19 protein-coding genes are annotated in these 19,458 nt (G+C 72.5%); 9 read left to right on the top strand and 10 right to left on the bottom strand.

Annotated elements, in window-relative coordinates:
• Positions 1-99: 99 nt before the first annotated feature.
• Complete coding sequence (locus BKA18_RS24265) at positions 100-2,100, top strand: transglycosylase domain-containing protein (protein WP_366045579.1); 2,001 nt, start codon at positions 100-102, stop codon at positions 2,098-2,100.
• A gap of 59 nt (positions 2,101-2,159) precedes the next feature.
• On the opposite strand, the gene def is transcribed toward BKA18_RS24265, so the two are convergent.
• The 6 genes from def to BKA18_RS24235 form a co-directional block, all read right to left on the bottom strand.
• Positions 2,160-2,804 (bottom strand): peptide deformylase, encoded by a 645-nt coding sequence (def, locus tag BKA18_RS24260; RefSeq protein ID WP_366045580.1) that lies wholly within the window; start codon positions 2,802-2,804, stop codon positions 2,160-2,162.
• Positions 2,805-2,872: 68 nt separating this feature from the next.
• Positions 2,873-3,871: a tetratricopeptide repeat protein gene (locus BKA18_RS24255; RefSeq protein WP_093485098.1), complete on the bottom strand. Its 999-nt coding sequence runs from the start codon at positions 3,869-3,871 to the stop codon at positions 2,873-2,875.
• Positions 3,872-4,297: 426 nt separating this feature from the next.
• Positions 4,298-5,659 carry an HD-GYP domain-containing protein gene (locus BKA18_RS24250; RefSeq protein WP_429638588.1) on the bottom strand — a complete coding sequence of 454 codons (1,362 nt, stop codon included), beginning with the start codon at positions 5,657-5,659 and terminating at the stop codon, positions 4,298-4,300.
• Positions 5,656-7,134 carry an HD-GYP domain-containing protein gene (locus tag BKA18_RS24245; protein WP_366045581.1) on the bottom strand — a complete coding sequence of 493 codons (1,479 nt, stop codon included), beginning with the start codon at positions 7,132-7,134 and terminating at the stop codon, positions 5,656-5,658. Before BKA18_RS24245 ends, BKA18_RS24250 begins: the two co-directional genes overlap by 4 nt.
• Positions 7,135-7,320: 186 nt before the next feature.
• Entirely contained in the window at positions 7,321-7,743 is a 423-nt protein-coding gene (rsrA, locus tag BKA18_RS24240) for a mycothiol system anti-sigma-R factor (protein ID WP_366045582.1), read from the bottom strand.
• The gene (locus tag BKA18_RS24235) at positions 7,740-8,435 is read right to left on the bottom strand and encodes a sigma-70 family RNA polymerase sigma factor (protein ID WP_006603211.1); all 696 of its coding nucleotides are present in this window, start codon (positions 8,433-8,435) and stop codon (positions 7,740-7,742) included. Before BKA18_RS24235 ends, rsrA begins: the two co-directional genes overlap by 4 nt.
• 364 nt (positions 8,436-8,799) lie before the next feature.
• Between BKA18_RS24235 and BKA18_RS24230 the strand changes: the two genes are divergently transcribed.
• Positions 8,800-9,390: a helix-turn-helix domain-containing protein gene (locus BKA18_RS24230; protein WP_366045583.1), complete on the top strand. Its 591-nt coding sequence runs from the start codon at positions 8,800-8,802 to the stop codon at positions 9,388-9,390.
• Between the two features lie 21 nt (positions 9,391-9,411).
• Here the strand turns inward: BKA18_RS24230 and BKA18_RS24225 are convergent, their stop codons facing one another.
• Together BKA18_RS24225 and BKA18_RS24220 are read right to left on the bottom strand one after the other, a co-directional pair.
• Entirely contained in the window at positions 9,412-10,059 is a 648-nt protein-coding gene (locus tag BKA18_RS24225) for an alpha/beta hydrolase family protein (protein ID WP_366045584.1), read from the bottom strand.
• A gap of 132 nt (positions 10,060-10,191) precedes the next feature.
• Positions 10,192-11,025: an SOS response-associated peptidase gene (locus tag BKA18_RS24220; RefSeq protein WP_366045586.1), complete on the bottom strand. Its 834-nt coding sequence runs from the start codon at positions 11,023-11,025 to the stop codon at positions 10,192-10,194.
• Positions 11,026-11,060: 35 nt separating this feature from the next.
• On the opposite strand from BKA18_RS24220, the gene BKA18_RS24215 reads away from it, so the two are divergent.
• The 4 genes from BKA18_RS24215 (at position 11,061) to BKA18_RS24200 (ending at position 14,804) form a co-directional block, all read left to right on the top strand.
• Positions 11,061-11,774 (top strand): M50 family metallopeptidase, encoded by a 714-nt coding sequence (locus tag BKA18_RS24215; RefSeq protein ID WP_366045587.1) that lies wholly within the window; start codon positions 11,061-11,063, stop codon positions 11,772-11,774.
• 154 nt (positions 11,775-11,928) lie between these two features.
• Positions 11,929-13,293, top strand: a complete 1,365-nt coding sequence (gene aroA / locus BKA18_RS24210) for a 3-phosphoshikimate 1-carboxyvinyltransferase (RefSeq protein WP_366045588.1) — start codon at positions 11,929-11,931, stop codon at positions 13,291-13,293.
• A gap of 14 nt (positions 13,294-13,307) precedes the next feature.
• Positions 13,308-14,315: a ribosome small subunit-dependent GTPase A gene (rsgA, locus tag BKA18_RS24205; protein ID WP_366045633.1), complete on the top strand. Its 1,008-nt coding sequence runs from the start codon at positions 13,308-13,310 to the stop codon at positions 14,313-14,315.
• A gap of 165 nt (positions 14,316-14,480) precedes the next feature.
• On the top strand, positions 14,481-14,804 hold the full coding sequence (locus tag BKA18_RS24200) for a DMT family transporter (RefSeq protein WP_006603218.1): 324 nt from the start codon (positions 14,481-14,483) through the stop codon (positions 14,802-14,804).
• A gap of 36 nt (positions 14,805-14,840) precedes the next feature.
• Here the strand turns inward: BKA18_RS24200 and BKA18_RS24195 are convergent, their stop codons facing one another.
• The gene (locus tag BKA18_RS24195) at positions 14,841-15,575 is read right to left on the bottom strand and encodes a TetR/AcrR family transcriptional regulator (protein ID WP_366045589.1); all 735 of its coding nucleotides are present in this window, start codon (positions 15,573-15,575) and stop codon (positions 14,841-14,843) included.
• Positions 15,576-15,749: 174 nt separating this feature from the next.
• Here BKA18_RS24195 and hisN point away from each other — a divergent pair, with 174 nt between their 5' ends.
• Positions 15,750-16,553 (top strand): histidinol-phosphatase, encoded by an 804-nt coding sequence (gene hisN / locus BKA18_RS24190; protein WP_006603220.1) that lies wholly within the window; start codon positions 15,750-15,752, stop codon positions 16,551-16,553.
• Positions 16,554-16,704: 151 nt separating this feature from the next.
• The gene (locus BKA18_RS24185; protein WP_006603221.1) at positions 16,705-17,106 is read left to right on the top strand and encodes a CBS domain-containing protein; all 402 of its coding nucleotides are present in this window, start codon (positions 16,705-16,707) and stop codon (positions 17,104-17,106) included.
• 182 nt (positions 17,107-17,288) lie between these two features.
• Here BKA18_RS24185 and BKA18_RS24180 read toward each other — a convergent pair whose 3' ends face one another.
• Positions 17,289-18,752 carry a catalase gene (locus BKA18_RS24180; RefSeq protein ID WP_366045590.1) on the bottom strand — a complete coding sequence of 488 codons (1,464 nt, stop codon included), beginning with the start codon at positions 18,750-18,752 and terminating at the stop codon, positions 17,289-17,291.
• Between the two features lie 161 nt (positions 18,753-18,913).
• Here BKA18_RS24180 and BKA18_RS24175 point away from each other — a divergent pair, with 161 nt between their 5' ends.
• Positions 18,914-19,333, top strand: a complete 420-nt coding sequence (locus tag BKA18_RS24175; protein ID WP_093485087.1) for a Fur family transcriptional regulator — start codon at positions 18,914-18,916, stop codon at positions 19,331-19,333.
• Positions 19,334-19,458 lie beyond the last annotated feature (125 nt).

Raw genomic sequence — 19,458 nt, 5'->3', positions numbered from 1 at the left:
AAGACGGACCGCGACGCCCCTTCGCTCCGGCCACCCGCCGTTTGTGAGCGTTCTGTTACCTCGGCAACCGGAACGCGTGGCCACCACATCTAAGCGGGCATGAAGGGCACGAAGGGGCGTCGTCGGTTCATCGACTATCCGCGTCAGGGACGGAAAGGTCTGCGCCGTTGGCTGCCGTCATGGAGACAGTGGCTGAGCGCCGTCGCACTCGGCGTGGCCGGCCTGGCGGGACTCTTAGCATTCGTGTACGCAAAGGTCGACATACCGAGTGAGAATGCGCTCGCCGGCCAGGAGGCGACCGTCTATTACTGGGCGGACGGCAGCCAGATGGTGAGCGTGGGTGCCGTCAACCGCCAGAACGTCACCCTCGACAAGGTGCCCGACTCCGTCGAGAATTCCGTGATCTCGGCGGAGAACGCCACCTTCTACAGCGACCCCGGAGTTTCGCTCCAGGGCATCGGCCGGGCCCTGGTCACCATGGTGTCGGGCGGAGACACCCAGGGCGGCTCCACCATCACCCAGCAGTTCGTGAAGAACACCTATCTCTCGCAGGACCAGACGGTCACCCGCAAGGTGAAGGAATTCGTCATCGCGCTGAAGGTGAGCAACCAGAAGTCGAAGCGGGAAATACTTCGCGGCTATCTGAACACCAGCTGGTTCGGCCGCGGTTCGTACGGCATCCAGGCGGCCGCCCATGCGTATTACGGCATCGACGCCGCGAAGCTGAACCCCAGTCAGGGCGCGCTGCTGGCGGCCCTGCTGAAGGGCTCCGAGCAGTACGACCCGGGGCTGAGCAAGGCCAATCACGCGCGCGCCGTGGCCCGCTGGAAGTGGATACTCGACCGGCAGGTCGACACCGGGAAGATGAGCGCACAGGAGCGGGCGAAATACCGCACCTTCCCCGAGCCCCGCGCACTGTCGAAACCCACCAGCCAGGCCGGCCAGACCGGCTATCTCGTCGATGTAGCCAATAAGTTCATCAAGGCCGACACCGGCCTGACCGACAAGGACCTGGCACGCGGCGGATATCGCATCCACACCACGTTCGACAAAAAGCGCACCCACCGCCTGGAAAAGGCCGTCACCGACGTGCGCCGCGACACCATCGATCCGAAACGGCGCACGGCCGACAAGTTCGTGGAATTCGGCGCCGCCTCGGTACGCCCCAAGGACGGCGCGATCGTCGCGCTCTACGGCGGCGCGGACGCCACCAAGCACTTCAGCAACAACGCGGACACCACGGCGGTCCCGGTCGGGTCCGCCTTCAAGCCGTTCGTGCTGGCGGCCGCGCTCCAGCAGCAGGTCGACGAGCCGTCCGCCGCATGGGACGGCACCGCGACCGAGGCACCGGAGGCCGACCCGTCCCGCGCGGCGGCCGACAAGACCCGGCCGCTGGTTCTGCGCTGGGCCCTGCTGAAGGGCAAGAACCCGCCGTTCGTGCAGGCCGGACAGCAAATGGGGCTGGAGCGGATCCGGGATCTGGCGGTGGCCTCGGGGCTGCGCAAGGAGAGCCTGGCGCGCCTGGAACAGACCTTCCCGCTGGGCACCTCGGCCCCCAGCGCGGTCCGGATGGCGAGCGCCTACACCACCTTCGCCAACGACGGGCTGCACACCGACCCGTACGCGGTGTCCGCGCTCACCCACGACGGCCGCCCGGTACCCGGCCTGCGCCGCCCCGAGTCGCACCAGGTCCTCGACGCCGGCGTCGCCCAGCAGGTGTCCGGCGCCCTGGAGGAACGCGGCCGGCAGGCCCTGAAAGCACAGGGCGGGACGGCGGCACAGCAGCCGGTCGCGGCCGGTCTCACCGAGCCGGGCGACCGGATGAAGTCGGCGTGGTTCATCGGCAGCCCGCCTGCCGGTGTGCCGGACCTCGGTACGGAACCGGGCACCGGGCCGGGCAACGGGGGCGGTTTCCGTCCCGGCCGGCCGCCCGGCGAGGGTGACGGTGACGGCAATGAGCCGACCACCGCCGTCACCATGTTCCGCAACAAGCCGGGCGCCCCCGAGCTGCTGCCGATGCAGGACGTCGGCGGCGCGGCGAGCGGGCTGGGGACGACCATCCCGCCGAAGATCTGGAGCGCCTACCAGCAGGCACCGTGACGACGACGGGCGCCCGGCCCACCGGCCGGGCGCCCGGGCGCCTGCGTCATCAGTCGTTATCAGTCGTTGGCGACGACGGGGTAGCGCGGCTCCCGCTCGGCCATCTGCTTGAGCGCGTCCTTGCGCTCCCGCTTGCTCAGCCGGTCGATGTAGAGGTAGCCGTAGAGGTGGTCGGTCTCGTGCTGCAGACAGCGCGCGAAGTAGCCGGTGCCCTGGATCGCGATCGGCTCGCCCTTGGCATTCTGGCCGCGGACCACGGCGTAATCGGGGCGGGCCAGCTCGGCGTAGGCGCCGGGCACGGACAGACAGCCCTCGTTGGAGTCGTCCAGGATGCGGCGCTCGGCCGGCAGCTCCTCCAGGACGGGGTTGCAGACCGCACCGACGTGCCGGACGCCCTCGTCGTCCAGGCAGTCGTAGACGAAGACCTTCAGGTCCACACCGATCTGGTTCGCGGCCAGGCCCACGCCCTCGGCGGTGCGCTGGCTGGCGAACATGTCGTCGATGAGCTGGGCGAGCTCCTCGTCGAACGCCGTGACGTTCTTGCACTCCTTGTGGAGCACCGGGTTGCCGACAACCGTGATCGGCCGCGAGGTGCCCCGCGCACGGTGGGCTTCCTCCCGCTCCCCGCCGTCGGTGACGTCGTCGATGAACGCCTCGTCCACGCGCTGGTCACCCTCTTGATCAAACACAGGCTGCTGGGCCATCTCCGCCGTACGCCTTCCTGAAAACCCTGGTTAGTCGCCCTACAGCCTACGGGGACGCCGGCGGGTGCTCAGCAGACCTCTTCAAGATCCCGCCATTCCCGGGTGTCCGGGCTGTCCGCGACCCAGCCGTCCAGCAGGCCGCGCACCAGGGCGGACGGCGCCGCGATGCCGCATTCGCGCTCCGGCACCCACAGTGAGCCCGAGCCCGCGGTGCGGTGCCCGAGCGGCCCGGGGTGGCCGGGCTCGCTGTGGTCGTGCGGGTCCAGATGCTCGCCGTCGCCCTCGTCGCTGGGCATCCGGCTCTCCGAGCACGTACGGCACAGCAGCCGCACCGAGGACGACCAGTCCTCGGCGGCGAAGCCCGCGTCGGCCGCCAGCCGCTCCAGGGCGTCCCGGTCGGCCTCCGAGGCAGCCTCCAGGAGCACCACCCAGGTGGGGACCGGGGAGGGCGCCCACAGCTCGATCTCGTCGAAGACCGGATAGGCCCGGGTGGCGCCGTCGGCGCTGACGATGGTCCGCTCGCCGTGCGGGACGCCGTCGTGCAGCACCACCTCGCCCCAGCGCCGCCCGGAGGACGGCAGCGGGATCGACAGCACCTCGATCCGCGCCGGGTCCAGCCGGCGGCCCCAGACGACCTCCGCCTCGCCCTCCGGGGAGAGCCGGACGGCGGCGCTGCCCAGTGCCATACCGAGCGGTTCACCGGACGGGGAGCCCTCACCGGGGACCTTGAGGCCGTACGCCTGCCAGGCACGGCGGGCCAGCGGCCAGTCCTGCAGGGCGGTGGCGGCGATGCCGACGTTCCACCAGTCGGGCGCCCCCGCCTCCCGGTCCAGCAGCGCCACCGCACGCAGACCGGCCGCCCGGGCCTGCTCCCAGTCGTGCCGGAACTTGTGCAGCAGGGCGAGGTTGAACCAGGACTCCGAAAGCCACGGCTCCATGTCCGCGGCACGGGTCAGCAGCGCCCCCGCGTCCTCGTAACGGCCGTCGCCGATCAGCGTGAAAGCGCGGTCGGTCGCCTGACGCCACGAGGCGGAGGGCCGGTGCCGTACCTTGCCGAAGATCCTCACGATTCCCGCCTGCTGGTTGCTCTTGATGCCGCCGAGGAGGTCTCCCCGGGCGGCGCCCGGGGCCTTCCGAGGGGCCTACTCGACAACCTGCCACAGATTGCCGCCGGGCTCAGCCCGGTTTGCCGCTCCCCTGCGGCTCCTTGCCCTTCCCCGACCCCCTGAATCCCCCTGGAAGGGGCTTCCTTCGCATCCAACCATGCCCATCTCGGCGGGCGCTCATTACCCATGGGTTCCCGCACCTCGGGCGCACGGCGCGGGCCCCACGACGGGGGCGGGGCGGCGGGGCGGCTCCCGGGGCCCGCGGGAGACCGTCCGCGGGCGTATCCGGCCCGCCGGGACTGCCCTCGCGGGACTGCAGCAGGTCGGGCTCTGCCGGCCGCAGAGCGGGCGGACCCCGTCCCGCGCCGTGCGCCACAGTCGGCCATCTCACACCGCGCGGCCGCCGCACGACAGCACCCGGGCCAGCGCCTCGACGACCCCTGGTTCGTGGTCCTGCGCGGTGGCCAGCCGCAGCCGCTCCAGAGCGCGCAGCGGGCCGCCCGGGCCCGCGGAGCCGCCCGACAGGTCGTCGTAGGCGTTGACGGTGCGGACGATACGCGCCGTGACCGGCTGGTCCCGGAACGGATCGGCCTGCCGCTCGACGATCATCGCGACCTCCGCGGGGGCCCCGGTCTGCCGGACAACGGCACCGCCCAGCAGCGCGATCCGGCGCTGCTGGTCGGGCGGCAGCGGTGCGGTCGCCCCGTCGGGCACCGGGTCCAGCAGCGAGAGCTGGCCGATGTCGTGCATCAGGGCGGCGTATTCGAGCACGTCCAAGTCCGGCTCGGTCAGCCCCAGTTCGCGGCCCACGGCGCGGCTGAGGGCCGCCACCCGGCGGGCGTGGCCGTGCGGGGTGTAGCCGGCGATCTCGGTGCAGCGGGCCAGCGAGGCGATGGTCTGGCGGTAGGTGGAGCGGACCGCGGCGAAGCGGCGGAAGGCGAACTGGGTCAGCAGCAGCGGCAGACAGAAGACGGGCAGCGCCCACAGCCCGGCGACCGCGGTGGCCAGCGCGATCACCACGCCGGTGGCACAGATCGCCGAGCCGATGCCGGGCAGCGCCCGCAACTCGTCGCGCAGCAGCGGCCCGTACGGCCAGCCGGTGCGGGCCCGGGCGAGCGCGGCCGCCAGCACCGCGTCGCACAGCGCGGTCAGCGCCATCAGGGCGGTCATGAAGAGGGGGTAGACCGGCCCGGAGGCCACCCAGGTGTCCAGCGTCCCGGTGTTGTAGAGGGGCTGGAAGCAGGTGGCGGCGAAGCCGATGGTCAGTACCCGGCGGGCGAGATGGTCCAGCGCCGGGCCCTGGCCGCGGGCGAGCTGCGGGACGAGTCCGACCAGGCCTGCCGCCAGGACCACGGCCACGATCTGCGGGACGCCGTGGGTCGTGGGCCGGCCGCCGGCCGCGCCGAGCAGGGCGTAGGCCAGGGCCCCGGCCGCACCGAGCGGGGCGCCCTCCCGCTCCCCCGGCATCCGCCCGGGCCCGGCCGCCGGAGCGGGGCCGCGGCCCACCAGCTCCCCCACCGCGATCAGCACCCCGAAGGCCAGCGCGATCCCCGGCTGCTGCAAGCCGTCCCACAGCGTCCGGCCGAGCGACCAGCCCGCCAGCGCGGCGGCCGGGGCGTAGACCGCGGCGACGACGGCGCGTGCGCCGCAGGCCGGCGCCCCGGCGCGCGGGCCACCGGCGGCACGCCCCTCCGCGGTCCGGCGCGCGGCCGGCCACAGGCGCCGGGGGTCGCCCCGCGCGCCGCTCACCGGGTGCCGTCCCGTCCGGCCCCTTCGGGCCGCAGCCCGGGCCGCACCGCCGTACGCTCCGGGCCGCCGGACGATTCCCCATCCCGCCGCGGCGCGACGCCGCCGACCGGTTCCCCCTCCCCCCGCGGCACGCCCCCGTCCGCCCCCACAGCCGGCTCCGCGTCCGCCGCCGTCACCAGGTCCGGGTGCCAGCCGTCGCGGTCCAGTGAGGCCGCCAGCGCCCGGACCATCCGCGGGTCGAACTGCGCCCCGGCGCACTTGCGCAGCTCCTCGACGGCCGCCGGCACCGGCCGGGCCCGCCGGTAGGAGCGGGTGGAGGTCATCGCGTCGAAGGCGTCGGCGACCGCCACCACCCGGGCGTACTCCGGAATGTGATGGCCCCTCAGCCCGTAGGGATAGCCGCGGCCGTCCAGCCGCTCGTGGTGGTGCAGGATCGCCGCCCGCGCCTCCCCCAGGAAGCCGATGCCGCGGACGATCTCGTGTCCGTACTCGGGATGCAGCTCGATGACCCGGCGCTCCTGCGGCGTCAGCGGGCCGTCCTTGCGCAACAGCCGGGTGGGGACGCCGAGTTTGCCGACGTCGTGCAGGATGCCGGCGAACCGCAGCACCTCCACCCGGTCCTCCGCCATGCCCAGCTCCCGGGCGATCATCACCGAGGCGCGCCCGACCCGTTCGCTGTGTCCGCGGGTGTAGCGGTCCTTGATGTCGACGGCCTGGACGAGGGCGCGGATGGTGGCCTGATGGGCGGCGCGTTCGCGGTGGTACTGGGCGAAGACCCAGCAGGACAGGCACATCGGCAGCAGCACCAGCAGCGCCGCCGGCGGCCCGTACGAGCTGCGCCACAGCACCGCCATCATCAACCCGGCCAGCCCGTGCACCAGATGCGGCCCCAGCGAACGGGTCAACAGCCCGCGCCAGGCGGTGCGTACGGGGTGCCGCTCGGCGGCGATCAGCACCCCGCCGTCGAGCGCCGCCAGCACCGCGCAGAAGGTCACCGCGGCGGCCGCGGCGGGCAGCAGCAGGACGGGGAACTGCGGTGCGGACCACGGTGGGTGGCCGCCGGTGAGCCGGAAGACCTGCGCGGCCGCCCAGCACGCCGGCGCGAGCTCGGCGGCGTGCCAGAGCCTGCGGGCGCCGGTCGAGCGGCCCTCGGCCGGTCCGGTCAGCGCCCCGGGGACGGCGGTCAGCGCGGCCAGCGGCGGCGGCAGCAGACAGACGCCGGCGAGCAGGACGGGGCTGGCCCAGCCGGCGGGAAAGCCCGCGGGCCCCTCGGCGGGACCCGTACCGGACGGCGCCCGGCCGCCCACCGACGGGCAGCGGCGCACCTGTTCACACCCGGCGTACAGCAGGGCCAGGGCCAGGGTGCTGCTCCAGGGGGCGCCGGCGCCGAGCCGTATCGCGGGGGCCGCACACAGTGCCGCGGCCAGTGCGGTGCCGCCGATATACCCTCGCGCGGCCGCCGGAAGTCCCCGCATCGCGCCCTCCTCGTCGCCCACCGCTCTCCCGCGCGCTCCGGAGGAGCCGGGAAGGTCCCTTTGCGCCGCCTCAGAGGGGCGCTCGGGTCGGTGAGAATAGACGGGCCGGGAGGCCGGGGAAGGGGCATCGGGAAATCGGGCGGGACGAATCGGCCCGCCCCTCACCCCTTAGGGTGATGTGCCGCGTTATTCGGTCCGCGCGGTCTTGGTCCGTGCATCGGACGGGCCGGCGTCGGACGGGCCGGCGTCGGACGGGCCGGCCGGCCCGGAGCCGCTCGCCTCGGCGTCCGCCTGCTCGCGCTGTGCCTGTTCCTTCTTGGCCTGTTCGAGCACGCTCACCTCGGGCACGGTCTCCCCGGCCCGGATGAGGTCGATCCGGCCCATCACCTTGGACCGCAGGTCGCTGGGGACGTCGTCATGGCCGCAGCAGCGCTTGACGAGCTTCTTGACGGCCTGCTCCAGGCCGTACTTCTCCAGGCACGGCGAGCACTCGTCGAGATGCACCTGGAAATCTGCGCACTCCCCCTCGGGCATCTCCCGGTCGAGATACTCGTAGAGGTGGTCGAGGACCTCTGAGCAGTCCTTCTCGTGCGGCTCTCCGCAGCTCATGATCCCGAGCCTTTCCGGTCGTGCGACTCCGTCGTCCGCGCGGCCTGCGGGTCCGCAGCCCCCGCCCCGGCCGGGACCAGCCCGCGCTCACGGGCGTAATCCTCCAGCATGCCGCGCAGTTGGCGCCGACCGCGGTGCAGCCGGGACATCACCGTGCCGATGGGTGTCCCCATGATGTCCGCGATCTCCTTGTAGGCAAAGCCCTCGACATCCGCGAGGTAGACCGCGATACGGAACTCCTCCGGGATGGCCTGGAGGGCGGCCTTCACATCGGAGTCGGGGAGGTGGTCCAGCGCCTGCGACTCGGCGGAGCGCAGCCCCGTCGACATGTGCGACTCGGCGCGTGCCAGCTGCCAGTCCTCGATCTCCTCCGCCGCGCTGCGCTGGGGCTCGCGCTGCTTCTTGCGGTAGGAGTTGATGAAGGTGTTCGTGAGGATGCGGTACAGCCAGGCCTTGAGGTTGGTGCCCTCGCGGAACTGGTGGAAGGACGCGTACGCCTTGGCGTACATCTCCTGCACGAGGTCCTCGGCGTCGGCCGGGTTGCGGGTCATGCGCAGCGCGGCGGAGTACATCTGGTCCAGGAAGGTCAGCGCATCCCGCTCGAAGCGCGCGTTGCGCTCGGCGGCGCTCTCCTGAGCCCTCTCCTCAGCCGTGCCGTCGGTCCCTGCGTCGGTACCGGTGACCGGACCCACCTCCTCCAGCGTCGTGGCCCCGGATGCGGACCCACCCGATTCGGAGAATAGACGACGATCCGGTGCGGCCGCCGCTCCGGCCAGGGCAGGCTGCGTCACCTGCATCTGCGACCACGACAGATCGGCGGCCGGGCGGGCGGGGCAAGCGATTCCCATGCGGCGGACTCCCATTCCTCATGCTTCGCCGGACGTACTCGGGCACTACGTGTGGCACAACAGCCGCACCCGCCAGGTCATTCCCGGTCGGCCGGCTCGCCTTTCCCGCCCTCTCCCCAGGCCCGGGCCCCCGTACGGACACCCGGCGGACACCGTCGCCCGCCCCGCCAGGGTTGACAAACCTGCTTGCCGGTTCGGCAATGGTGGGGTGACCGATCACGCATACGCGAAGGTGCTGGCGGACGTGGGCCCCCGGCTGCGGCGGCTGCGCCAGGAGCGCGGGGTGACGCTGACCGCGCTGTCCGCGGCGACCGGCATCTCGGTGAGCACCCTGTCGCGGCTGGAGTCCGGCGGCCGCAAGGCCACCCTCGAACTGCTGCTGCCCCTGGCGCAGGCCCATCAGGTGCCGCTGGACGAGCTGGTGGGGGCGCCGGAGGTGGGTGACCCCCGGGTGCGCGCGGCACCGCTGCGGCGCGCGCATCTGACCGCGGTCCCGCTGACCCGCCAGCCGGGCGGCCTCCAGGCGTTCAAGCTGGTCATGGACCCGACCGGCGGCCCGCCCGAGCAGCGGACGCACGAGGGGTACGAGTGGCTGTACGTGCTGTCCGGGAGGCTGCGGCTGCTGCTCGCGGACCGCGATGTGGAGCTGCGGGCCGGGGAGGCGGCGGAATTCGACACCCGGCTGCCGCACTGGTTCGGGCCCGCGGGCGACGCACCGGTCGAGCTGCTGAGCCTGTTCGGCAGCCAGGGGGAGCGGATGCACGTCCGCGCCCGTCCGCGGGGGCGGGGCGGCGACTGACCTGCCAGACGGGCGGCGGCGTCAGCCGAACATGCCGTCCAGCCAGGAGGCCACCGCGTCCGTGAGCCGTCCCATGGATTCCGCCTCGCCGACGCCCGCCTTCTTCGGGACCGCGAAGCCGTGGTCCCCATGGGCGATCTCGGTGAGCTCCGTCCCGGGCGGGAACTCCGCCGGCCGTCCGAACGGGTCCCGGCCGCCCTGGACGACCAGCGTCGGCACCCCGGCACCGGTCAGTTCCTCCGCCCGCGACTTCTCCGGCCGGCCCGGAGGGTGCAGCGGGAAGCTCAGCGCCAGTACGGCCTCGGCGCCCAGTTCCCGTGCCGTACGGCAGGCCACCCGGGCACCGGCGCTGCGGCCGCCGGCGACCACCGGCAGGCCGGGCTTCTCCAGCGCCGGCCACAGCGCGGTCCAGGCGGCATCGAGGGTCTTCGGCGCGGGCGCCACCTTCTTGCCCGCCACCCGCCACGGCTGCTCGACCAGCGCCACGGTGTAGCCGCGGGCCGGCAGCGCGGCCGCCAGGGCGCGCAGATCACGTACCTCGATGCCCCCGCCGGCACCGTGACTCACGGCCACCACGGCCCGGGCCGGCTTCGCCTCGCGGTACCAGGTGATCCGGGCGTCGCCCGCCGGCGTCCCGACCGTCTCGGTCTCCATCGCCCCTGTGCTCATGCCGCACCCTCGCTTCACTCGGCCTCGCTGCGCACGGCGCGCACCTTCTGCCGGCTCCTCGCCGCGCCCGCCCGTACGCCCATCCTGCCCGCGCCCCGGCCGGAAGTGCACCGCAGCATGCCCGTCGGCGCCTCAGAACAGCGTGCCCACCTCCGGGCCGTCGAGCTCGGTGACCAGCTCGGGCCCGTTGTTGCGGACGTTGCTGACCTCGGTCGGGACCGGATGGGCGCGCATCAGCCCGGCCGGCGGCGGCGTCAGCAGCTCGCGCACCGCGTCGGGGTCGGTACGGGCCGGGTCGAGCCAGGCGTCCCAGCGGTCCGGGGTCAGCACCAGCGGCATCCGGGGGTGGATGTCGGCCAGCGCCTGCGGCCCCTCGCCGCCGCTCGCCCCGGCCAGCGGCGTGGTCTCGGCCTCGGTGGTGACGACCGTGCAGGTCACCCACCAGGCCAGCGGGTGGTCACCGGGCAGGGTCGCGTCCCGCCAGAACTCGTACAGACCGGCCAGCGCCATCACCGAGCCGTCCGCCGGGGTCACGAAGTACGGCTGCTTGCGGGGGCGCTTCTTCCTGCCCTGCTCCTCCAGCTGCCGCTCCGCGGGGGCGGTGACCCACTCGAAATAGCCGTCACCGGGGAGCAGACAGCGGCGGGCCGCGAAGGCCTGCCGGAAGGACGGCTTCTCGTGCACCGTCTCGGCCCGCGCATTGATCATCTTCGCGGCGGCCTCGGGTGATTTCGACCACGACGGGACCAGGCCCCACTTCAGCGTCCGCAGCTGGCGCACCGGGCTGCCCGGCGGAAAGGCCTCGGCTGCCGGGCCCTTGAGGGGACGCTCCAGCACCGCGTGCACCGGGTCCGTCGGCGCCACGTTCCAGCTGGGCGCCAGCGTCTCGGTCGGCTCCCACTGCTGGACGCCGAATATTCCCACCAGGTCCTCGGGGCGACGACTCGCTGCATACCTACCGCACATGCATGCCACACTGCCATGCCACACGAAGGGGAGACATGGACACCGACCACCTCACCGACATATGGAGCCGGGTCTTCGGGACGCAGCCCGCCCCCTCGATCTGGCTGGTGATCATCACCGCGGTGCTCGCGCTGGGCGCCGTCGTCCCGCACACCGCCTGGCGGCTTGCGCGCAACGCCGTCACCATCGCGCACGAGGGCGGGCACGGACTGATCGCGCTGCTGACCGGCCGCCGCCTGGACGGCATCCGGCTGCACTCGGACACCTCGGGTCTGACCGTCTCGCGCGGCAAGCCCACCGGCCTGGGCATGGTGCTCACCGCCGCGGCCGGCTACATCGCCCCGTCTCTGCTGGGCCTGGCGGGCGCCGCGCTGCTCGCCGCGGGGCACATCACCGCGCTGCTGTGGGGCGCCACCGTGCTGCTGCTGGCGATGCTGATCATGATCCGTAACGCCTACGGCGTGCTCACCGTCGTCCTGGCCGGTGCCGCGTTCGTGCTGGTCTCCTGGCTGACGACGCCGCAGGTGCAGGCGGCGTTCGGGTACGTGGTGGTGTGGTTCCTGCTGCTGGGCGGGGTGCGGCCGCCGTTCGAGCTGATGGGCAAGCGGCGCCGGGGCGGTGCTGCGGACTCCGACCCGGACCAGCTGGCGCGCCTGACCCATGTGCCGGCCGCCATCTGGCTCGGCCTCTTCCATGTGGTGACGCTGTGCTCCCTGATCGGGGGCGGGCGCTGGCTGCTGGGCCTGTGACGCCCCCGGCCGCCGGTTGCGGCGGCCCGCGGCGGGCGTGCCGGCCGGCCCCGCCCGTCGCCGCGGACAGCCGCATTACCAGTGCCGTGTTTCGCAGGGGTTGCGCCGCTTTTGATCAAGATCGGCACCCCTGTCCAGCCATTAAAGTAAAGGCATGACCGAGAGCCCCGTACATCCCGCCCTGTGGCCCGCCCCCCTCGCATCCGGGGCGGTCGATGCAACCGTCACCGTTCCCGGCTCCAAATCGGTCACCAACCGCGGCCTGGTGCTGGCCGCCCTCTCCTCCGAGCCCGGCTGGCTGCGCCGGCCGCTGCGCTCCCGGGACACCCTCCTGATGGCCGAGGCGCTGCGCACCCTGGGCGTCGGCATCGAGGAGACGGCGTCGTCGAGCTCCGCCGACTCCGCGGGCGGGCCCGGCGGCGGTGAGGCCTGGCGGGTGATCCCCGCGGGGCTGCACGGCCCGGCCACCATCGACGTCGGCAACGCCGGCACGGTCATGCGCTTCCTCCCCCCGGTCGCCGCGCTCGCCGACGGCCCGATCCGTTTCGACGGCGATCCGCGCTCCTACGAGCGCCCGCTCGGCGGCGTGATCGAGGCGCTGCGCACCCTGGGCGCCCGGATCGACGACGACAACCGCGGCGCGCTGCCGATGACGGTCTTCGGCGGCGGCGCCCTGGAGGGCGGCCCGGTCGAGATCGACGCGTCCTCCTCCTCCCAGTTCGTCAGCGCCCTGCTGCTGTCCGCGCCGCGCTTCAACCAGGGCGTCGAGGTCCGGCACGTGGGCGCGGCGCTGCCCTCGATGCCGCACATCCGGATGACCGTCGACATGCTGCGCAGCGTCGGCGCCCAGGTGGACACCCCGGAGGCGGGCGGCGAGCCGAACGTCTGGCGGGTCACCCCCGGCGCCCTGCTCGGCCGCGATCTGGTCGTCGAGCCGGATCTTTCCAACGCCCAGCCGTTCCTGGCCGCCGCGCTGGTCACCGGCGGCCGGGTCACCATCCCGGACTGGCCCGCGCACACCACACAGCCCGGTGACGCGCTGCGCGAGATCTTCACCACCATGGGCGGTTCCTGCGAGCTGACCGAGCAGGGCCTGACCTTCACCGGCAGCGGCCGCATCCACGGCATCGACGTCGACCTGAGCGAGGTCGGCGAGCTGACGCCGGGCATCGCCGCGGTCGCCGCGCTGGCCGACTCCCCCTCCACGCTGCGCGGGGTGGCCCATCTGCGGCTGCACGAGACCGACCGGCTGGCCGCGCTCACCAAGGAGCTGGGCGAACTCGGCGGCGATGTCACCGAGACCGCGGACGGCCTGCACATCCGGCCGCGCCCCCTGCACGGCGGGATCTTCCACACCTACGAGGACCACCGGCTGGCCACCGCCGCGGCCGTCATCGGCCTGGCCGTCAAGGGCGTGGAGGTGGAGAACGTCGCCACCACCGCCAAGACCCTGCCGGACTTCCCCGCCATGTGGACCGACATGCTCGATCCGGCGGCCGTCCCCGCCCGGAGAGCGTGAGGGCTGACGCCGCCATGCGCCGCTACGGCAAGAACCCCGACGAGGACGACATCCGCGTCCGGCCCAACCCCAAGGGCAACCGTCCCCGTACCAACATCCGTCCCAAGCACCTGGACGCCGGCGAGGGCCTGGTCCTCACCGTCGACCGCGGCCGGCTGACCTGCCTCATCGACGGCCGTACGGTCACCGCGATGAAGGCCCGCGAACTGGGCCGCAAGAGCGCGGTGGTCGGCGACCGGGTCGCCGTCGTGGGCGATCTGACCGGCGCGAAGGACACCCTCGCCCGGATCGTCCGGGTCGAGCCGCGCTCCTCGACACTGCGCCGTACGGCCGACGACGACGACCCGTTCGAGCGGGTCGTGGTCGCCAACGCCGACCAGCTCGCCATCGTCACCGCGCTCGCCGACCCCGAGCCGCGCCCCCGGCTCATCGACCGCTGTCTGGTCGCCGCCTACGACGCGGGCCTCGACCCGCTGCTGGTACTGACCAAGTCCGATCTGGCGTCCGCCGACGCCCTGTTGGAGTCCTACGGCACCCTCGGCGTCCCCTACATCGTCACCAACCGCGACGAACTCACCGACGGCAGCGCCGCCGAGCGGGTGCGGGCCAGCCTGGCGGGCCGGATGACGGCGTTCGTCGGGCACTCCGGCGTGGGCAAGACCACCCTGGTCAACGCCCTGGTCCCGGAGCGCCGCCGAGCCACCGGACACGTCAACGCGGTCACCGGTCGCGGCCGGCACACCACCACCTCCGCGCTGGCGCTGCCGCTCCCCGGCGACTCGGGCTGGGTCATCGACACCCCGGGCGTGCGCTCCTTCGGACTGGCCCATATCGACCCGTCCCGGGTCATCCACGCCTTCCCCGACCTGGAGCCGGGCACCGCCGGCTGCCCGCGCGCCTGCAGCCACGACGAGCCGGACTGTGCGCTGGACGAGTGGGTCACCGACGGCCATGCCGACCCGGCCCGCCTCTATTCACTGCGGCGTCTGCTGGCCACCCGCGAACGACGCGAGGGCGACTGACCGCCGACGTTTGCCACCGCTCGCACACGGTAAAGGCATAATCACACCAAGGTCGGCGTAGCGGTCACGCAGGCCCCGATCGCCCGGACGGGGCCTGAGCGAGTACTTCTGACGTCCCGTCGTCGCTCAGCCCGGACAGGCCCTAGCTGACGGAGGCATGCGGACATGGCGTGGCTGCTCGTCGTGGTGGCGGGGATCCTGGAGACCGGCTTCGCGGTCTGTCTCAAGCTCTCGCACGGCTTCACCCGCCTCTTCCCCACCATCGCCTTCGCGGCCTTCGCCCTCGGCAGCTTCGGTCTGCTGACGCTGGCGCTGCGCAAGCTCGACGTCGGCCCCGCGTACGCGGTGTGGACCGGTATCGGTGCGGCCGGTACCGCGATCTACGGCATGGTCTTCCTCGGCGATCTGGTCTCCACCCTGAAGATCGTCTCCATCAGCATGGTCATCATCGGCGTGATCGGACTGCAGCTGTCGGGCTCTGCGCACTGAGCCGGGGCGTCCGCCCGCCGCACCTCTGACGCCTCGTCAGCTCCGGTCGGCCGGCTGCGTACCGGCCGTCATCCGGGCGAAGGCGCTCCGTACGAGCCGGGACACCGCCTCCGTGTCCGGCTCCCGGCGTGCGCGCTGCGCCGGTACGCGTCCCGGTGCGGGCGCCGCCCCCGGCGCCGGCGGCGCGAGCACCCAGGACAGGGTCAGCCGCGCCGCGGTCTCGCAGGCGGTGCCCAGGGCGGGCAACTCCTCCTCGGGCCAGCCGGGCCGCAGGGCCGCGACCGCCTGATCGCAGAACCGGCCGACGAGTTCGGCGGGCCCCGGCAGCGGCCCCTCACCGGGCGGCGCAGCACGCTGTGCGGGCACGCCGGGCCGGGGCGCCCCGGTCGGCGCAGGGGCGGCGGGCCCCGTCGGGGCGGGCGACAGCCGGTCTCCCCAGCAGCCGGTCAGGGCGGCCCTGACCAGGGGGTTGGCGCGGGCGGTACGTACCGTCCAGGCGGCCGCGGCCACTATCGGGGCCGCCGCGTCGCGCCGCGCCCCGGCCGCCGGGGCGCCGCGGGACAGCGCCCGCGCCACGCCGGCGAGGTAGTGATCGGTCTCCCGGCGGACCAGGGCGCGGGCCAGCCCCTCCTTGCTGCCGAACTCGTTGTACAGCGTCTGCCGGGAGACCCCGGCGGCGGCCGCGACCTCGACCATCCGCACGGCCGTCCAGGGCCGCTCCGTCAGCGCCGTGTAGGCGGCATCCAGCAAGGCTTCACGCGCTGCGGGCATCCGTCCCTCCCCGGCCGCCGGCCCGATCGGCCGGTGTGCGCACAGAATTGACGGGGCACCAGATGCTGTCAAGGGTCGGCACAGCCGGTACCTGTCGGCGGGGTCGGTGGTGTCACACGCCCGGCGGCGCATGGCCGTGTGGCTCCGGCGTATACCAATGGATACTGTTCGCACATGCCCGACTATCACGATGATCTTCGCCTCGGCCATGTTCTCGCGGACGCCGCGGACGCCGCCACCATGGAGCGCTTCAAGGCCCTCGACCTCAAGGTCGAGACCAAACCGGACATGACACCGGTGAGCGAGGCGGACAAGGCCGCCGAGGAGCTGATCCGCGGCCAGCTCCAGCGGGCCCGCCCACGGGACGCGGTGCTCGGCGAGGAGTTCGGCAGCGAGGGCGCGGGGCCGCGCCGCTGGATCATCGACCCGATCGACGGCACCAAGAACTACGTCCGCGGGGTGCCGGTCTGGGCCACCCTGATCGCACTGATGGAGCGCGGTGAGGGCGGTGACCGCCCGGTGGTCGGCATCGTCTCCGCACCGGCGCTCAACCGCCGCTGGTGGGCCGCCGAGGGCCTGGGCGCCTTCACGGGCCGCAGCCTCACCTCCGCGACCCGGCTACAGGTCTCCAAGGTCGGCCGCATCCAGGACGCGTCGTTCGCGTACTCCTCGCTGACCGGCTGGGAGGAGCGCGGCAAGCTGCCCGGCTTCCTCGATCTGAGCCGGGACTGCTGGCGCACCCGCGGCTATGGCGACTTCTGGCCGTACATGATGATCGCCGAGGGCTCGGTGGACATCTGCGCGGAGCCGGAGCTGTCGCTGTGGGACATGGCGGCCTGCGCGGTGGTCGTCAACGAGGCGGGCGGGCAGTTCTCCGGCCTGGACGGCAAGCCGGGCCCGCACAGCGGCAACGCGGCGGCCTCCAACGGCCTGCTGCACGAGGATCTGCTGAGTTATCTCGGCGACTCCGCACGCTGACCTGCACAACTGCGGGCAATCGGACAACCGTCCACCACTTACCCCTTGTTGCATCACCGGAGGCATGTGAACATGAGAATTCCCCACTTTGTGAACTTGTGAATCCCTTCGCAAGGCACATTCACCAAGGAGGTGGCTCCACTCCATGCCCATGCACGTCAAAGACGCCATGAGCACGGTGCTCCTCACCATCGGGCCCGCTCACACCCTCCGCCAGGCGGCGCAACTGATGGCGGCCCGCCGCCTCGGCGCGGCCGTGGTCCTCGACAGCGACACCTGTGGCATCGGCATCCTCACCGAACGCGACATCCTCAACTCGCTCGGCGCGGGCGAGAATCCCGACCGGGAGACCGCCCAGACCCACACCACCCCTGACGTGGTCTTCGCCGCTCCGGACTGGACCCTGGAGGACGCCGCGGAGGCCATGGTGCGCGGCGGCTTCCGCCATCTGATCGTGCTCAACGACCAGGAACCGGTGGGCGTGGTGTCCGTACGCGACATCATCCGCTGCTGGTCGACCACGACGGAGCGGGCCCGCGCCGTGCCCGCCTGAAGGGCCGCGCGTCCCCTCGGCCGGGCACACGAAGAGGCCGGAGCCCCTTGGCATCCGGCCTCTTCGCTTATTACGGCAAGCGACGATTGAGCAACCCCCACGGCGCGCAACCCCCTCCGCGAGAGCGGCTGGGGCCACCTCCCCGCGTCAGCCGGGGAGGCTTGGCCGCAAAGGGGGACTGCTCAGCCGCGCAGGGCCTGGACCGCGGCTTCCAGCCGCTTGCCGTAGTCCGCGTCCGCCTTGCGGAAGTTCTCGATCGCCCGCTGTGCGATGTCGTCGCGGGAGACCTGCGAGATGAAGCCCGCCAGGTTGTCGATCAGGCGCCCCTTCTCGTCCTCCGACATCAGGCGGTAGAGGTCACCGGCCTGGACGAAGTCGTTGTCCTCGGCGTGCGAGGGCGCCGCCTGCTCGCCGGTGGGGCCGGTCACGGTGGCCGGCTGCCACAGCGGACGGCCGGTCTCGACCGGGCCGCCGAAGCTGTTGGGCTCGTAGTTCTTCCGGCCCGCGTGGCGGCCGTCGTAGAGCGCGCCGTCCCGGCCGTGGCTGCGCGCCTCGGTGGCGTGCGGGCGGTTCACCGGGAGGTGGTCGCCGTTGATGCCGACGCGGTAGCGGTGGGCGTCGCCGTACGCGAACAGGCGCCCCTGGAGCATCTTGTCGGGGGACGGGCCGATGCCCGGCACGAAGTGGTGCGGGGAGAAGATCGACTGCTCGACCTCGGCGAAGATGTTCTCCGGGTTGCGGTTGAGCTCCAGCTTGCCTATCTCGATCGGCGGGTAGTCCTCGTGCGGCCAGACCTTGGTCAGGTCGAACGGGTTGAAGCGGTAGGTGGCCGCCTCGTCCGCGGGCATGATCTGCACCTGCACGGTCCACGTCGGGAAGTCGCCCCGCTCGATGGACTCCCGCAGATCCCGCTGGTGGCTGTCGGGGTCGAGACCGGAGAGCTCGGCGGCCTCGGCCGTGGTGAGGTTCTTGATGCCCTGGTCGGTCTTGAAGTGGTACTTGACCCAGAAGACCTCGCCGGCCTCGTTGTTCCACTGGAAGGTGTGCGAGCCGTAGCCGTTCAGGTGGCGGTACGAGGCGGGGATGCCGCGGTCGCCGAACAGCCAGGTGACCTGGTGGGTGGACTCGGGCGACAGGCCCCAGAAGTCCCAGACGTTGTCCGCCTCCTGCGAGCCGGTGTACGGGTCGCGCTTCTGGGTGTGGATGAAGTCGGGGAACTTGATGGCGTCCTTGATGAAGAACACCGGGGTGTTGTTGCCGACGAGGTCGTAGTTGCCCTCTTCGGTGTAGAACTTCAGCGCGAAGCCGCGCGGGTCACGCACCGCGTCGGCCGAGCCGAGGTTGCCCGCGACCGTGGAGAAGCGCAGGAAGGTCTCGGTCTGCTTGCCGACCTCGGAGAGGAACTTGGCGCGGGTGTACTTGGTCACATCCGCGGTCACGGTGAACGTGCCGTAGGCGCCGGCGCCCCGCGCGTGCACGATGCGCTCCGGAATGCGCTCGCGGTTGAAGTGCGCGAGCTTCTCGATCAGGAGCTGGTCCTGGATCAGGCCGGGACCGCCGACGCCGGCCGTCTCACTGTTCTGGTTGTCCCCGACCGGAGCCCCGGACTCCGTGGTCAGCGGTCCAGTGGTGCTCTCTACCGACACGTGCGCCTCCTGAAAAGTCTTCTACACCTGCCCTTGGCTTGCGCCGATCCCGATCCTACATTGGACAATGTCTAAGTCAAGAAGAATGCGAAACCAGTACTCGATCCGGTCATGGACCTACCACTGCTACCCTGGCTGTATCTGACTGATGGGTGAATGGCATGAGTGACCTGCTGGAACGGCTCCGGGGACGCGGCTGGCGGCTGACCGCACAGCGACGCGTCGTCGCCGAGGTCCTCGACGGGGACCACGTCCACTACACCGCCGACGAGGTGCACGCACTGGCCTCCGACCGGCTCCCCGAGATCTCCCGCGCCACGGTCTACAACACCCTGGGTGAGCTGGTCTCGCTCGGCGAGGTGATCGAGGTGAGCACCGACGGCCGGGCCAAGCGCTACGACCCCAACGCGCACCACGACCACCAGCACCTCGTCTGCTCGCAGTGCGGCACGATCCGCGACGTCCACCTCCAGGGCGACCCGCTCTCCGCCCTGCCCGAGCCGGAGCGCTACGGCTTCCAGGTCTCCGAGGTCACCGTCACCTACCGGGGCATCTGCCCTCACTGCAGCGCACCGTCCTGATCACGCGGCGCCGGGCCCCCTCCGGACCGGCCCCGCAGCCATACGCCTTGTCGAGCCCGCGCCCACCAGGCCGCGGGCTCCTTCGCGTGCCGGGGCCGCCGGCCGGCCGCATCTGACGGGACGGC

It is taken from the genome of Streptomyces auratus (assembly GCF_050433025.1).
In the GTDB taxonomy this organism is placed as follows: Bacteria; Actinomycetota; Actinomycetes; order Streptomycetales; family Streptomycetaceae; genus Streptomyces; species Streptomyces sioyaensis.
The sequence above is the reverse complement of the archived record's forward strand: the minus strand, read 5'-3'. Positions and strand labels throughout refer to the sequence as shown.

What these genes read in the sequence shown, in the direction of transcription:
- BKA18_RS24265 (WP_366045579.1), top strand. Translation starts at nt 100, where the DNA reads ATGAAGGGCACGAAGGGGCGTCGTCGGTTCATCGACTATCCGCGTCAG.
- def (WP_366045580.1), bottom strand. Translation starts at nt 2,804, where the DNA reads ATGGCCCAGCAGCCTGTGTTTGATCAAGAGGGTGACCAGCGCGTGGAC.
- BKA18_RS24245 (WP_366045581.1), bottom strand. Translation starts at nt 7,134, where the DNA reads ATGCGGGGACTTCCGGCGGCCGCGCGAGGGTATATCGGCGGCACCGCA.
- rsrA (WP_366045582.1), bottom strand. Translation starts at nt 7,743, where the DNA reads ATGAGCTGCGGAGAGCCGCACGAGAAGGACTGCTCAGAGGTCCTCGAC.
- BKA18_RS24225 (WP_366045584.1), bottom strand. Translation starts at nt 10,059, where the DNA reads ATGAGCACAGGGGCGATGGAGACCGAGACGGTCGGGACGCCGGCGGGC.
- BKA18_RS24220 (WP_366045586.1), bottom strand. Translation starts at nt 11,025, where the DNA reads ATGTGCGGTAGGTATGCAGCGAGTCGTCGCCCCGAGGACCTGGTGGGA.
- BKA18_RS24215 (WP_366045587.1), top strand. Translation starts at nt 11,061, where the DNA reads ATGGACACCGACCACCTCACCGACATATGGAGCCGGGTCTTCGGGACG.
- aroA (WP_366045588.1), top strand. Translation starts at nt 11,929, where the DNA reads ATGACCGAGAGCCCCGTACATCCCGCCCTGTGGCCCGCCCCCCTCGCA.
- rsgA (WP_366045633.1), top strand. Translation starts at nt 13,308, where the DNA reads ATGCGCCGCTACGGCAAGAACCCCGACGAGGACGACATCCGCGTCCGG.
- BKA18_RS24200 (WP_006603218.1), top strand. Translation starts at nt 14,481, where the DNA reads ATGGCGTGGCTGCTCGTCGTGGTGGCGGGGATCCTGGAGACCGGCTTC.
- BKA18_RS24195 (WP_366045589.1), bottom strand. Translation starts at nt 15,575, where the DNA reads ATGCCCGCAGCGCGTGAAGCCTTGCTGGATGCCGCCTACACGGCGCTG.
- hisN (WP_006603220.1), top strand. Translation starts at nt 15,750, where the DNA reads ATGCCCGACTATCACGATGATCTTCGCCTCGGCCATGTTCTCGCGGAC.
- BKA18_RS24185 (WP_006603221.1), top strand. Translation starts at nt 16,705, where the DNA reads ATGCACGTCAAAGACGCCATGAGCACGGTGCTCCTCACCATCGGGCCC.
- BKA18_RS24175 (WP_093485087.1), top strand. Translation starts at nt 18,914, where the DNA reads ATGAGTGACCTGCTGGAACGGCTCCGGGGACGCGGCTGGCGGCTGACC.